The following is a 14,867-nucleotide window of genomic DNA, read 5'->3' on the forward strand; positions in this document are numbered from 1 at the left end:
GCAGCGGCAACGTTCATTTGATGCCAAACTTTTTATGCCAGGCTTCCACATGGCGCGCCGTTTGACGCAGCGGCGCATTCACTAAATAGTTCTGAATCCAGGGTGTTTCCATCCAGTAGCGGACTTTTTCCGGCGCGTGCGTGAGGCAGTGCATCACGGCGGCATGATGAAATGAATTTGCTGAATTATCATAACCATCATAGGCACCTTCACCGATCCCACGCACTAATACACCATGTTCCAGCATGGTCGCCAGAACGGGAATTTGTTCTGGAATATGCACAAAGAAATTTAAAAGTTGACCGCCTTTTGCCAAAGCATAGTGTTCCAGCCCCTGAAGGTACCAGTTAACCTGCGGCATATAGTTTGAGTAGATGTGCAGGTTATAACGCAGGAGGGCCGTTGCTAGCGCATGTGAAAATCGCGGCTGATTTTTACCAAACTCAGCGATGGTAAGGACGCTGTCGAGCGATAACCTCGAACTGAAAGCCAGTGCCATTATTTCCGGTAGTTCCGGTTGTCCAAAGTGCGCGGCGGCGGCGCTACGGCAATCAGCGCGGTCAAACGTGGCGAGCATGGCGTAAATAGGGTCAGCAACGTCATGCGGCTCGTGGGCCAGTTGTTTGAAAATGTCGCCAGCATGTCCGCATTTCATAGCCATCCAGCAGAGATTAACAAATTCACCCGCCATATTGTCATTTACGAAATAGGCATCCGGATACTGATGTAATTCAAAGGACAACCCGGCAACCCATATGAAACGCATCGGAAAGACAAACGGTTCCGCAATCAGTTGTATAAACTCTGCGGCATCAAAGCATTTTCCTTCCTGGCGCTCAAACAAATAACGGGCAATATCTGGGTGAGAAAGTGAACCCCGACGAGGCCATTGGGCGGCAAATTCATGCCACTGATAACTATCATTATGATGCCGGTGAGCGATATTATTTAGCTCAGATGTCTGAAAGGCCGCTTTCGCTGCAATATATTCCACACTATCCAGCTGACGATATTCATAAACCGCTTCGCCGGGCGAGATTAATTTTCGACTAATCGCGCAGCGCTTTCGGGACTTACCGCCAAGAACCTTTTCATAAAGTGACATGAAGGGACCAGAATGCACAACATCATGTCCGACGGTGAGATATTTATCCTGCAACGCCTGAAACTCTGCGCTGTGCAAGAGATTATTCAGCAATGTACTAAGTTCAGGCTTTATTCGGCGCTCTTTGCCAGTTGAAACGAAAAGATCACAGAAATGACCATCATTGTTGTGGATTAACTGTTTTATCCAGGTCAGCGCTTCATTTAGCTGACTAGTATAAGAAAATAAACCAATCGCATACAGATAAAAGTCTGAGTAGGTATGGATATGATTTAACGGTTCTTTTTTACTGCGTACAAAAGAGAGCGCATCGGCAAACTGTGCATTGTGGATCAAATGGCGCAAGTGGCGGGTATATTGCTTCCAGGTATTGCAGGTTCGCTCATCCAGAACGCCCGCATTAATTAACCACGCTTGTTTTGCCAGCAACCAGGTTTCATCATAATAAGCAGGCCCTAACGGGTGGTAATCCGCGATAAACGCTTTCAGCGCATAAGGGGTAAAATTTGGGGCGACAGGGTTATCTTCCGGGACATCGCTGGCATGGAAAAGCGATTCAAGAACAGCGGATGCTTTATTCCAGTCTTCCATTGCGCAAGCGGCGTTAAATAACACCATTCTTAATGCCGGGTAACGCGATAATGCTGTAAAAACAGGCGTACTACCTCTCCATGAACTATATCCGTTTGGATTAAAGAAATGGTAATCAGTAATGGCTGCTTCGAGCCAGGTTTCTGCACCACTAGCCTCGCCGCAGTGAACCATCGCCGCTGCGCCAAGAAAAATACCAGCTGCAGCTGCCGGCGGTAAACATGAACTACCTTGTTCAATAGGATCTGGCGCTAGCTCTAAAAGCCATTCTGCATGGTTCGTTAGTGCCTCGGCAATGGCAGGAATGTCCGTTGAACAGCAATTGTGTTTAAGCCAGACCGTAATTTGTTTATCATCCATAATAGTCATCACTCCGCTGGGCTAATAATGGCAAAGAGCAATCTTAATGCACAACAGTTAGGGGGAATAGTGGCAGGAACTCTGGAAAATAGTGGGACTGGTAGATCAAAAACTGCCGTTCACCGGTGGTGATTCAGTGAACGGCACAGTTGTTTAGCGCAGTACAGCCAGAGCTGCTTCGTAATCCGGCTCGGTGGTGATTTCATCCACCAGCTGGCTGAAAATCACATTATCATTTTCATCAATAACCACAACGGCACGCGCTGCCAGACCTTTCAGTGGGCCATCAGCAATTGCCACACCGTAGGCTTGCAGGAATTCAGCGTTACGGAAAGTGGAGAGGGTGATAACGTTGTTCAGACCTTCTGCGCCGCAGAAACGAGACTGGGCGAACGGCAGATCGGCAGAAATACACAGCACAACGGTGTTGTCGATCTCGGTTGCCAGTTGGTTAAACTTACGTACTGATGCGGCGCAAACACCGGTATCAATACTCGGGAAAATGTTCAGCACTTTGCGTTTACCCGCAAACTGACCGAGGGTGACGTCAGACAGATCTTTTGCCACGAGAGTAAAAGTCTGCGCTTTGCTACCCGCCAGCGGGATGGAATTGGCGACTGTAACCGGGTTGCCCTGGAAATGAACGGTTTGTGACATGATTATCTTTCCTGTTTACATATAGTTAACGTCACACCTAGTTTATGCTAACTGTCAATAACACAGCAAACGCTATTTGCGCTTAATCCGCAGACCACCGCGACAACAAGGAGTAAAGATGAGAACCGTTAAGGTATTTGAGGAAGCCTGGCCCTTACATACCCCGTTTGTGATTGCTCGGGGAAGTCGTAGTGAAGCGCGCGTGGTGGTGGTTGAACTGGAAGAAGAAGGTATTAAAGGCACCGGTGAATGCACGCCGTATCCGCGTTATGGAGAAAGTGATGCCTCGGTAATGGCGCAAATTATGAGCGTCGTGCCGCAATTAGAGAAAGGGCTGACACGGGAGGAGTTGCAAAAAATTCTCCCTGCTGGCGCAGCACGTAATGCGCTGGATTGTGCATTGTGGGATCTGGCGGCGCGAAAACAGCAGCAATCGCTGGCTGATTTGATCGGCATAACGCTTCCCGAGACAGTCACCACTGCCCAGACGGTAGTCATCGGTACGCCTGATCAGATGGCCAATAGTGCATCAACACTCTGGCAGGCAGGCGCGAAATTACTGAAAGTGAAGCTGGATAACCATCTTATCAGTGAGCGGATGGTAGCAATTCGCACGGCTGTACCCGATGCGACGCTAATCGTTGATGCAAATGAATCCTGGCGTGCAGAAGGGTTGGCAGCGCGTTGCCAACTGCTCGCGGATTTAGGCGTTGCGATGCTTGAACAACCGCTTCCTGCGCAGGACGATGCGGCACTGGAGAATTTTATTCATCCGTTACCGATTTGTGCTGATGAAAGTTGTCATACCCGTAGCAATCTGAAGGCGCTGCAAGGGCGCTATGAGATGGTTAACATTAAGCTCGATAAAACGGGTGGCCTGACGGAGGCACTGGCGCTGGCGACCGAAGCGCGTGCACAAGGTTTCAGTCTGATGCTGGGCTGCATGTTGTGTACCTCTCGTGCTATTAACGCCGCTTTACCGCTGGTGCCGCAGGTCAGTTTTGCTGATCTTGACGGACCGACCTGGCTGGCGGTAGATGTGGAACCGGCGCTTCAATTCACGACGGGCGCATTGCATCTTTAGGATGCCAGCGCAGCAAGTTAGCCATCGCAAAGAGGTATTTTTCGCTGGCTTCGTCGGAGGAGATGGGCGGAAACTCTGCGGTGATGCAATGCAAGTTCAGATCTGCACACCAACTGCCGAAAGAGCCAGGAGTTTCATAACCGACGCTGGTGACCAGTGGCAATTCAAACGCCTGGGCCAGCCATTCACCTAATTCGCTGTGTCTGGGGTCTTCAATACAGGCCAGTGGATCGTGGAATGAGACCACCCAGGCAGGTTGAATGCGATGTATAAGCTGGCACAGCGCCTGAGTTTCAGGTTCGGAGCCAGGTTTGTCACCTGTCAGTAAAACGACATCACGTTCTTCAGCGGCGCTGTTCCAGCGATAAACCGTTTCACCTTCCTTCCAGTTTGCTGCCGGAAAGTTTCTATTTAAATCCACGCCATTAGCATTGGCCCGTAACCCTAACTGGCAGCCGTCAGGATTCACACACAGCACCACATGATGGCGGCGCAAAGAAGGTGTCAATGTCCGCAGAGCACAGGAGAGGGTCACGACCGAAGAGTTTTCATCACCGTGGGTGCCAGCCAGAATCAAACCACTTTCGTGACTGGCGGCTAGGGCCGGAAACCAGATCAAAGGCGCGCCCAATAATGAACGTCCGTAATGTTCTGTACCGGGCGGAAATGCGCCGCGTTCGGCGCGTGGGCGAGTTACGGTCATGATCGTCTCTGGTTCAGGAAGTATTACAGGCAGTGTTGTGCAAATTTTGCGGATTATCAAATCCTTTTCTTCAACGCTATGTTATCGATCTTGTATCACTTTTTTGCCGGAAGTTGTTTGCATTTCTTTAAGGCGAAACAAATAATTACGCATGATTATTAACGCAGGTTTGAGGGTAACTTATGAAGCACTCTGTTTCAGTCACGTGTTGTGCGCTGTTGGTCAGCAGCATTTCTCTTTCGTATGCTGCAGAAGTTCCGAGCGGCACAGTACTGGCAGAGAAGCAGGAGCTGGTGCGCCATATTAAAGATGAGCCTGCGTCGCTGGATCCCGCTAAAGCCGTGGGTCTGCCAGAGATTCAGGTCATTCGCGATCTTTTTGAAGGACTGGTGAATCAGAACGAGAAAGGGGAGATTGTCCCCGGCGTTGCGACTCAGTGGAAAAGTAATGACAACCGTATCTGGACTTTCACCCTGCGCGATAACGCAAAATGGGCGGATGGCACACCGGTAACGGCACAGGATTTTGTCTACAGCTGGCAACGTCTGGTTGACCCAAAAACGTTGTCGCCGTTTGCCTGGTTTGCCGCGCTGGCGGGAATCAACAACGCACAGGCGATTATTGATGGTAAAGCTATGCCTGATCAGCTAGGCGTCACCGCGGTTGATGCCCGTACTTTGAAAATCCAGCTTGATAAACCGTTGCCATGGTTTGTGAATTTAACAGCCAATTTTGCCTTCTTCCCGGTGCAAAAAGCTAACGTAGAAAGCGGGAAAGAGTGGACGAAACCCGGAAATCTGGTCGGCAATGGCGCTTATGTTCTTAAAGAGCGTGTAGTCAATGAAAAACTGGTCGTGGTGCCAAATACTCATTATTGGGATAACGCCAAAACGGTGTTGCAAAAAGTGACCTTCCTGCCAATTAATCAGGAATCCGCAGCCACTAAGCGTTATCTTGCGGGGGATATTGATATCACCGAATCCTTCCCAAAAAATATGTATCAGAAGCTGTTGAAGGATATTCCGGGGCAGGTTTATACACCGCCGCAGCTCGGGACCTATTATTATGCGTTTAACACGCAAAAAGGGCCGACGGCAGATCAGCGCGTTCGTCTGGCATTAAGTATGACGATAGATCGCCGCCTGATGACCGAAAAAGTGTTGGGGACGGGCGAAAAACCAGCGTGGCATTTTACGCCAGATGTTACTGCCGGATTCACGCCGGAGCCTTCGCCGTTTGAACAAATGAGTCAGGAAGAACTGAATGCGCAGGCAAAAACTTTGTTGAGCGCAGCCGGTTATGGTCCGCAAAAACCGCTGAAGCTGACGCTTTTGTATAATACTTCAGAAAACCATCAAAAAATTGCGATTGCTGTGGCATCGATGTGGAAAAAGAACCTTGGTGTAGATGTCAAACTGCAAAATCAGGAGTGGAAAACCTATATCGATAGTCGTAATACAGGTAATTTTGATGTTATCCGCGCCTCGTGGGTGGGGGATTATAATGAACCCTCCACCTTCCTGACATTATTAACGTCAACGCATTCAGGCAACATTTCACGCTTTAACAACCCGGCCTACGACAAAGTTTTGGCCCATGCATCGACGGAAAATACCGTTAAAGCGCGTAATGCCGATTACAACGCGGCAGAAAAAATCCTCATGGAGCAAGCACCGATTGCACCAATTTATCAATATACCAATGGACGATTAATCAAGCCGTGGCTGAAAGGTTATCCCATTAATAACCCGGAAGATGTGGCGTATAGCCGGACTATGTATATTGTGAAACATTGATGTGAACTGGCGTTACCCTTGTGGGTAACGCCAGTGATGTCTGAATTAACGACCCTGGTCTGGTGGTGTAATGTTATCCATATACAGCGTCTGGCTTGGGAACGCGAAATCCGCGCCGTGTGACTGTACAATATCGATAATCTTCAAATAAACATCCTGCTGGGCGGCAAGCCATTCAGCCCATACTGTGGTTTTGGTAAAGCAATAAACCATAATATTCAATGACGAGTCAGCAAACTGGTTGAAATAAACCAGTAAGGTTTGTCGCTGGTCGATGGCTGGGTGATTTTTAAGCATCTCACGTACGGCTTCGACAATGGCTCCCACTTTTGCCGCATCCTCATAACGTAAACCGATTGTCGTGGTAATACGTCGGTTGGTCATTCGCCCCGGGTTTTCTACGCTGATAGACGAAAACAGCGAGTTCGGGACGTATAACGGACGATTATCAAAGGTCGTAATTTTGGTAATTCGCCAGCCAATTTCCGCTACTGTACCTTCGATATTTCTGTCCGGTGAACGGATCCAGTCGCCAATACTGAAAGGACGGTCGAAATAGAGCATAATCCCGGAAAAGAAGTTACTCAGAATATCTTTACCGGCCATACCAACAGCCAGACCACCAATACCACCAAAGGTCAGCAAGCCAGAAAGGCTCATGCCGAAATGTTCGCCATAAAGCAAAACAAGTACCACAATAATGGTGATTTTGATGATACGCGACATAATCCGCGCACTGGTGATATCACGACCTTTTTTAATCTGCTGTTTTTCAAACTGATTAATCAGCAGAAATAACTTAATCGTCAGAATAACCGCAATCAGGGACGTACAGATAAAATCGATAACGCCTGGAGTGATAAATTGGAGTTTGTAGTTTTCTATAACATAATTAATGATGCTACCAACAGCACTGATAATTATGGTGTAGATTAAAAATTGCACCGCATGGAATAAAAATCCTTTTCTTTTACGATTTCCGCGGCGAAACCAAAAGCTCATCAGAATCAATGCTGCGCAGCTACCGAAAATAATGACCAGATTAAGCGCATTATTTGTAAACAGTTCAGCGATCATTGTTTTATCAGGCTCCTCCAGATAATTGTCGTCATGCCGGAAACCCCTGGCGGGGCTATTTTACCGCGACAATTCATTCAGATCATCAATAGTCAGGGAAGGAAGTAGCAACATTAGCTAACTAATCAATGCGTTGATTGTAAATCCAGCTAAGAGGTGAGGTTTTCAGAGCAGACAACGGTGAAATGTCATGGTATTGTTACGTTTAGGTAACAAGAAATTTGTCTGCACAAGGATTACATCATGATTATGGCGAAACTGAAGTCAGCGAAAGGGAAGAAATTTCTCTTTGGTTTGTTGGCGGTTTTCATTATTGCGGCGTCGGTTGTGACTCGCGCGACCATCGGCGGCGTTATAGAACAGTACAATATTCCGCTGTCTGAGTGGACGACATCAATGTATGTGATTCAGTCATCGATGATTTTTGTTTATAGCCTGGTCTTTACTGTGTTGCTGGCAATCCCGTTGGGAATTTATTTCCTTGGCGGCGAAGAGCAGTAAGTAAAAAATAGGCCCGATAACTCGGGCCTTGTCAGTTATTGAAGAGTCGTTAATCGTCTTCTTCGTCATCCAGTTCAACGGGTGTTTGATACTGGTCAGGTTTAATGACCAGCAGGTCGCAGCGAAGATGATCAATCACCTGTTCCGCCGTGTTGCCGAGGAATGCTGCTGAAATACCGGTGCGTCCGACCGTACCCAGAACCACAATCCCCGCCTGTAAGTGCTCCGCCAAATCAGGAATCACCTCTTCTGGTAGACCTTTTTCTACGTGCGTCATGTTTTCATTAATGCCGAATTTCTGCCGTAGGGCTTTCATTGCCAGCAAATGTTGCCCACGAATGGCATCGTTATAAACGCTCGGGTCAAATTCCGGCAGTTCAATCGCGATATTAATTGGCGTTACCGGATAAGCGCCAACCAGATGAACTTCGGTATGGTTGACTTGTTCCGCCAGTTCGATCGTCTCTTTAACCAGTTTTTCATTGAGCGCATTATGGTACGGCTCTTCACTGGCGAGATTCACCGCCACCAGCGCCTTACCCCCTTCCGGCCACGGCTGGTCTTTCACCATCCACACGGGGCTTGGGCATTTGCGTAACAGATGCCAGTCCGTTGGCGTAAAAATCACCGCTTCCAGACGGTCATGTTGGTGCGCCATTTTTAGCACCAAATCGTGCCCGCCGCTGATCACTTCCTGAATGATGGCTTCGAAAGGACGGTTATGCCAGACCACTTTAATTTCAATGGGAACGCCAGCATTGAGATAATATTTTGCCTGCTCGTGGATCCAGGCAGTACGCTGACTAATGACGCCCTGACGCATAGCGGTACGTTCGTCCGGGGAGAGCAGGGTGGTCATTTCGTATGAGAAGTCATAGATCGGCAAAAAGGCTTTAATTTTGCCACCAATCCGTTGATGTAAATAAACAGCTCGCCGCAATGCTGGTTGGTCGTCCTGGTTAGGATCGATAACAACGAGCATGTTCTGATACATAGCCATACAGGGTCTCCTTACAACAACTGTCAACGCAGTTTGTAATTAAAAGATTAACCCATATCTGGTGAATGAAACAGTGATGAACCTTCTGCCAGATCAATAAATCAGAAAAATTTAATGATATGACAGAAGGATAGTGAGTGATGCGGAAAAATCAGGCAACGTTACGCGTGTGACCAGCAAGCTGGGCCAGCGCATCGTTATTTTCGATGGTGATGTATTTACCTTTGACTGCAAGCATGCCGCTTTTCTGGAAGCGACCCAGCAGACGGCTGATGGTTTCTACCGTCAGGCCCAGATAGTTACCGATATCGCCACGAGTCATCGTCAGGCGGAATTCACGAGGGGAGAAGCCGCGTTGGGCAAAACGACGGGACAGGTTGTAGATGAATGCAGCCAGACGCTCCTCGGCATTTTTCTTCGACAACAGCAGGATCATGTCCTGATCGCCTTTGATTTCACCGCTCATCAGACGCATCATCTGCTGACGCAGATTCGGCATTTTACCAGACAAATCGTCCAGCGTTTCGAACGGAATTTCACATACCATCGAGGTTTCCAGCGCCTGCGCGAAGCTCGGGTGATGACCGCTGCCGATGGCATCAAATCCCACCAGGTCACCAGCTAAATGGAAACCAGTGATTTGCTCGTCGCCTTGCTCAGTAATGGTATAACTTTTAATCGTACCGGAGCGGATGGCATAAAGCGATTTAAGTTCATCACCAGCCTTAAACAGCGTCTGGCCTTTCTGAATAGGCTTCTTTCGCTCAATGATATTATCAAGCTGATCAAGCTCATGTTCGTTGAGTGTGAACGGGATGCAAAGCTGGCTGATGCTGCAATCCTGGCAATGGATAGCACAACCGCCAGACTGAATGCGCCGTATAATTCGCTTTTCCGGGATCATAGGTCTGCTCAAGCCGTAATTGATATTTGTCAATTTTAACATCTTTTTAGGGAGCAAGTAAGTCTAAGCAAACCTTAACAGCAGAGAATTCCGATATTAGATGTAAATATATGTCTATCTATTTGAAAACCCTTAAGTTGTTAAGGGTAACTTTACATAAAAGTGTGAACAAGCTGGCACAAATTGTTTAATGTTTACAGCAAAAGATAACCTTCGTGGCGTAATAACCACTCTTTTCGCTGAACTCCGCCTGCATATCCGGTCATGGTACCGTTTCTGCCAATGACCCGATGACAAGGCACAACAATGCTGATGGGATTCGATCCATTTGCCGCACCTACGGCACGCGCCGCGCCGGGGCGGCCCAATTGTTCAGCCAGTTGGCCGTAATGCATTACCTGCCCGCAGGGGATTGTGCGTAATGTTTTCCAGACTTCGCGCTGAAATGGCGTCCCCCCCGTGGCAGTGGGAAGCGTATCAATAATGCTAAGATTACCGGCAAAATATTCACGAAGCTTGTCGCTTAAACCACCTGGGTTGGTGGCAGAAATGCGTTCATAGCCTTCTTTGCGGTAATGGATGTCCAGCAGCTGCACCATGCGTTCGCTGTACTCTTCCCATTCAACCGCCCGCAAGTGAAATTGCTCATCGCAAATCACCCACAGTGGACCTAGTGGCGTGGCAATTTTTTCTTCAAGTAATCTCAGCATCCGTTCTCTCTTAAGACAAACGAGGGTAAATCCCCGGACCTATCGGCAGACCGACAAGATACCACGCCAGCAACATCAGCAGCCATACCACCAAAAAGATAAGTGGATAGGGCAAAACTAACGAATAGTAAGTACCCAGTTTCGCGTCTGGTTTGTAGCGTTGCAGGAATCCAAGAAACAGTGGAACAAAAGGAGATACCGGCGCTAAAGGCAATACGGATGAGTCGGCAATACGAAAGAGGATTTGCGCAAATGCCGGGTGAAAGCCAAGTAGCATAAACATCGGTACGAAAATGGGGGCCAGAATCGACCAGATTGCGGAACCGCTGGCGATAAACATGCATAAGAAAGAGGAAAGCAACGCCAGACCGACAAACGCCGGGATGCCGCTAAGCCCTGAACTTTCGAGTATATCGGTCAGCCCCACAGCGATGAATTTCCCCATGTTGCTCCAGTTAAACATGGCGACAAACTGGGCGAGGGGAAAAACCATCACGATAAATCCCGCCATCTCTTTCATCGGTTCAATCATTAAATGCGGTAAATCCGCCTGACGTCGAATTGTGCGGGTAGCGATGCCATAAGCCAGCGAAACCACAAAGAAAAAGAGAATGATCAGTGGCACGATACCTTTAATAAAGGGGGATGGCATCACGGTGTGATTAATCGGATCGCGCAATATACCGTTTACCGGGATCACCATCAGCGCAATCGCAGCAATAAAAAGTAGCGATACGACACCTGCTATGCGTAAACCAAAACGCTGACTTTCGGTCAATGTCTGCAGTTTCTCATCGCTGTTTCCCTGCCATTGACCTAACCGTGGCTCAATGATTTTGTCGGTTATCAGGCCGCCAACAACCGTCAGTACGACTACGGAGCTGGCCATAAAATACCAGTTATCAATTACACTGACGTGCATTTGCGGATTGAACGCAGCCGCAGCCTCCGTGCTGATCCCCGACAGCAACACGTCGGTTGTGACAATCAGTAAATTAGCCGTAAAGCCGCAACCTACGCCTGCAATGGCGGCCAGTAAGCCTGCAACTGGATGCCTGCCCACCGCCAGAAAAATCAGCGCACCCATCGGTGGCATGATCACTAACGCCGCATCGGAAGAAATGTGGCTGAAAAAAGCAATAAACAGCACCATATAACTGGCGTAGCGAGCATTCACATGCGATGCCATTTTAACCATCAACGCTGGCAGTAAGCCGACGCGCTCCGCCAGACCGGCACCTAAAACCAGCGCCAGGATCGCGCCAAGTGGAGCAAAACCGCTAAAGTTTTTAATAACATTGGGTAAAAACCAGTGTAATCCTTCCACACTGAGCAGGTTTTTCACGACCACTGGCGTACCATCGGTCGGGTTTTTCGCACTGACGCCAAAGGCCGACAAAATTGCCGTCGTCACCATGAGTACGATAATCAAATAGATAAAGAGCAAAAAAGGATGGGGAACCTTGTTACCAATTCTTTCGACCCAGCCATAGAGCTTCCCGGATTGGGAGGACGACGGTATGGATGACATACTCATGGGCATTCCTCGATTGTTGTGTTTGCGTTGTTGTTGTTATTTTAAAGGTGACGGTGTCACGTTTTTCGGAATAGGGCAGTGATACGGTTGCGTGTCCGTAACTTGCTGATGCTCTTGTTGGCATTCTTGCAATAGCCCTGAAACAGTGAAGAGATTGAGTGTGGTTGCTGCCATAGTTTTCGCCGCCAGCAGCATTCCTTTATGAGCAATAGACGTTCGCCCCTGGCTAACCAGTTGCCACGTATGTAGCGGTGTACCGACGGCGAAACAGGGGCTGAAACACTGGGCAACAGGCAGTTTCCAACTGACGTCGCCGACATCAGTTGATGCCGCAAGCACGTTATCGGTGGCGGCATATGGAGCGACTTCATTCGCCAGTACCGTTTCACGATGACGTAGTGCAAAAGCCTTGCCGTTTTCTCCACCGGTTGCGGCGATATTATTCAGACTGTTTTGCCGATCGTTGGGGGTGAGCGTAGCCTGAATTTGTTTCGCAAAAGCCAGTTCTTCGCAGTTCCATTCCGGAGTACCAAAATGGGATAGGGCCTGGTACATGGCATTTTCTAAGGTGCGATTCGGGAGATAACTGGAACAGGCTTTGTCAAAGCGGCATTCAACCGTGGTTTCGGTCATCAATGCCGCACCTTCGGCGATTTTGGCGACCCGATCATAAATATGCTGCACATCGGTCATTTCGGGGGCGCGGATAAGATAAAGCACTTCTGCCTGCGCCTGGACCACGTTGGGCGAGATCCCGCCGCTATCTGTGATGGCATAGTGTACGCGCGCTTTTTCAATAATATGTTCGTTGAGGAAGTTGGTGTCAGTGGTCATCAACGTTACGGCATCAAGGGCGCTGCGTCCCAAATGAGGGGAATTTGCAGCATGTGCTGCGATCCCTTTAAAGCGCCATGATGCTTGAATATTTGCCAGCGTGCGGGTATTGAACATACCGGCAAAGGCTTCCGGGTGCCAGGTGAGTGCCGCATCCACATCATCAAATAACCCCTCGCGGACCATGAACGTTTTTCCCGAGCCGCCTTCTTCGCCAGGACAACCATAAAAGCGCACCGTGCCGCCTTGCCCATATTGTTCCAGCCATTTCTTGACGGCTATTGCTGCGGCAAAAGCGGCGGTTCCCAGCAAATTGTGTCCGCAACCGTGACCATTTTCACCGGGCGTCGTGGATGTAGGCTGCGCGCAACCTGCTTGCTGACTTAAACCTGCCAGGGCATCATATTCCCCCAGCAAGGCGATAACCGGTTTGTCTTGACCAAACGAAGCAATAAAGGCATTTGGGATATTGCCTACGTTGCGAGTCACGGTGAAGCCTGCAGATTCCAGCGCCGAAGCCAGATGTTCCGCTGACCAGAACTCTTCAAAACGTGTTTCTGGATGATCCCAGATTTGATCAGCAATATCGGTATAACGTTGGCGATCGGCTTCAATCGCATCGTCGATAAAACGATAGATTTCCTGCATCAGATACCTCGCGTCCAGGGAAAATTAAGCGCGGTGCGCGCCAGCGTTTCGACGGCAATAGCGAGAACCTGCTCGTCAAAATCGAATTTTTCGTTGTGATGACCTGCCGCCAGCTGTGTGCCAAACACCATATAGGAGGCTTGCCCTTGATGTCGCTGCACGCGGGCCATCATTAATGTGGCATCTTCGGAACCCGCAGGCGCCTCAACACGTTCAATGGCCTGATTGACCCCCGCGACCTGAGCCGCCTGGCTTTGTAACCATGCGACCCATTGCGGCGAAGGAGAACTGGCGGTAGCTGCACCCATCAGCCGAGTTTCAACGCCGACACCATACATGGCTGCTGCGCCCTGAATCGCTTGTTGTGCACGGTCAAAAACATATTGATTAATGACATCGCTGACCCCTCGAGTTTCAACTTTCAGCAACGCCGAGGCAGGAACCACATTACGACCGCTTCCTGCCTGCATAACGCCCACGTTTACTCTGGAAGCCCCTTCGCTGTGCGGGGCGATTCCATGCAGCGCAAGAGTTGCTTGTGCTGCCGCCAGTAAGGCATTGTGACCGTCTTGTGGTTTTGCGCCTGCGTGAGCGGCGGTACCAGTGAAGTGCGCGTCAAATTTGGTTGTTGCCATAAAATTATCACTGCCGCACACCACGGTGCCCGCAGGTACGCCAGTGCCAATGTGCACGGCAGTAAAATAATCAACATCATCCACTACACCTGCATCGACCATCGCCCGCGCGCCACGCGTACCTTCCTCTGCAGGCTGAAAAATCAGTTTGATGACGCCGTGAAGTCCGGACTCGAACTGTTTAAGGGTGTGCGCCAGCCCAAGCCCAATAGCGGTATGTCCATCATGACCACAGGCATGCATCATTCCGGCGTTACATGACGCAAAACCGTCGCGGTAGGGGCGATGGCTGACATCCCGTTCTTCACTGAGATCCAGCGCGTCCATATCGACACGGAAAGCCATCACCGGACCGGGGCGACCGGTATCCAGGGTAGCGACGATGCCAGTGAAACCGCCTTCAAAAGCCGCAATCCATTGTTCTAGCGCCCCCTGTTGACGAGCGCGCTCGAATTCGCGTTGTAGAGTGAATTCATCAGGTAATCCCATCCGGCTACTTTCATTAACGACTTCGCGGCCCAGCGCCAGTGAATAACCGAGCTGGTGCAATTCTTCCGCAACAAGGGTGGCAGTGCGGAATTCCACCCAGCCAGACTCTGCATAGTGATGAAAATCACGTCGCCAGTGCGATAATCTTGGGGCAAGCGAATTAATAAATTGATTCAAAGACTCCATAACCTTTCCCGTCATCAGTAAAAAATGTGACCCGGTTCACGTAGTGATAG

13 protein-coding genes are annotated in these 14,867 nt (G+C 49.3%); 3 read left to right on the forward strand and 10 right to left on the reverse strand.

The window, feature by feature from the left end:
- Nucleotides 1-13: 13 nt before the first annotated feature.
- Both BEB54_RS07090 and tpx read right to left on the reverse strand, forming a co-directional pair.
- The gene (locus BEB54_RS07090) at nt 14-2,056 is read right to left on the reverse strand and encodes a hypothetical protein (protein WP_105277403.1); all 2,043 of its coding nucleotides are present in this window, start codon (nt 2,054-2,056) and stop codon (nt 14-16) included.
- Nucleotides 2,057-2,209: 153 nt separating this feature from the next.
- Nucleotides 2,210-2,713, reverse strand: a complete 504-nt coding sequence (tpx, locus tag BEB54_RS07095) for a thiol peroxidase (protein WP_032184040.1) — start codon at nt 2,711-2,713, stop codon at nt 2,210-2,212.
- Between the two features lie 118 nt (nt 2,714-2,831).
- Between tpx and ycjG the strand changes: the two genes are divergently transcribed.
- Nucleotides 2,832-3,797, forward strand: coding sequence for an L-Ala-D/L-Glu epimerase (gene ycjG / locus BEB54_RS07100; protein ID WP_105277404.1), 966 nt, complete (start codon nt 2,832-2,834; stop codon nt 3,795-3,797).
- Here ycjG and mpaA read toward each other — a convergent pair.
- Nucleotides 3,772-4,500 carry a murein tripeptide amidase MpaA gene (mpaA, locus tag BEB54_RS07105; protein WP_105277405.1) on the reverse strand — a complete coding sequence of 243 codons (729 nt, stop codon included), beginning with the start codon at nt 4,498-4,500 and terminating at the stop codon, nt 3,772-3,774. The genes ycjG and mpaA overlap by 26 nt on opposite strands.
- A gap of 182 nt (nt 4,501-4,682) precedes the next feature.
- Here mpaA and mppA point away from each other — a divergent pair, with 182 nt between their 5' ends.
- Nucleotides 4,683-6,296, forward strand: a complete 1,614-nt coding sequence (gene mppA, locus BEB54_RS07110; RefSeq protein WP_105282157.1) for a murein tripeptide ABC transporter substrate-binding protein MppA — start codon at nt 4,683-4,685, stop codon at nt 6,294-6,296.
- A gap of 45 nt (nt 6,297-6,341) precedes the next feature.
- On the opposite strand, the gene ynaI is transcribed toward mppA, so the two are convergent.
- Entirely contained in the window at nt 6,342-7,373 is a 1,032-nt protein-coding gene (gene ynaI, locus BEB54_RS07115; RefSeq protein ID WP_000559907.1) for a low conductance mechanosensitive channel YnaI, read from the reverse strand.
- Between the two features lie 243 nt (nt 7,374-7,616).
- Here ynaI and BEB54_RS07120 point away from each other — a divergent pair, with 243 nt between their 5' ends.
- Complete coding sequence (locus BEB54_RS07120; RefSeq protein WP_000605090.1) at nt 7,617-7,874, forward strand: DUF2534 family protein; 258 nt, start codon at nt 7,617-7,619, stop codon at nt 7,872-7,874.
- Between the two features lie 49 nt (nt 7,875-7,923).
- On the opposite strand, the gene uspE is transcribed toward BEB54_RS07120, so the two are convergent.
- The 6 genes from uspE to abgA all read right to left on the reverse strand — a co-directional run bounded on the left by uspE (nt 7,924) and on the right by abgA (nt 14,817).
- The gene (uspE, locus tag BEB54_RS07125) at nt 7,924-8,874 is read right to left on the reverse strand and encodes a universal stress protein UspE (protein WP_001262123.1); all 951 of its coding nucleotides are present in this window, start codon (nt 8,872-8,874) and stop codon (nt 7,924-7,926) included.
- A 151-nt stretch (nt 8,875-9,025) separates the two neighbouring features.
- Nucleotides 9,026-9,778 (reverse strand): fumarate/nitrate reduction transcriptional regulator Fnr, encoded by a 753-nt coding sequence (gene fnr / locus BEB54_RS07130; protein ID WP_000611911.1) that lies wholly within the window; start codon nt 9,776-9,778, stop codon nt 9,026-9,028.
- A 194-nt stretch (nt 9,779-9,972) separates the two neighbouring features.
- Nucleotides 9,973-10,488 (reverse strand): methylated-DNA--[protein]-cysteine S-methyltransferase, encoded by a 516-nt coding sequence (ogt, locus tag BEB54_RS07135; protein WP_039020832.1) that lies wholly within the window; start codon nt 10,486-10,488, stop codon nt 9,973-9,975.
- Nucleotides 10,489-10,498: 10 nt separating this feature from the next.
- A complete protein-coding gene (gene abgT / locus BEB54_RS07140) occupies nt 10,499-12,025 on the reverse strand; it encodes a p-aminobenzoyl-glutamate transporter (protein ID WP_000062976.1) in 1,527 nt (508 codons plus the stop codon).
- Between the two features lie 36 nt (nt 12,026-12,061).
- On the reverse strand, nt 12,062-13,507 hold the full coding sequence (gene abgB, locus BEB54_RS07150; protein ID WP_105277407.1) for a p-aminobenzoyl-glutamate hydrolase subunit AbgB: 1,446 nt from the start codon (nt 13,505-13,507) through the stop codon (nt 12,062-12,064).
- A complete protein-coding gene (abgA, locus tag BEB54_RS07155; protein ID WP_105277408.1) occupies nt 13,507-14,817 on the reverse strand; it encodes a p-aminobenzoyl-glutamate hydrolase subunit AbgA in 1,311 nt (436 codons plus the stop codon). Before abgA ends, abgB begins: the two co-directional genes overlap by 1 nt.
- Nucleotides 14,818-14,867 lie beyond the last annotated feature (50 nt).

The sequence above is a fragment of the Escherichia sp. MOD1-EC6021 genome (genome assembly GCF_002965245.1).
GTDB lineage: Bacteria > Pseudomonadota > Gammaproteobacteria > Enterobacterales > Enterobacteriaceae > Escherichia > Escherichia coli_F.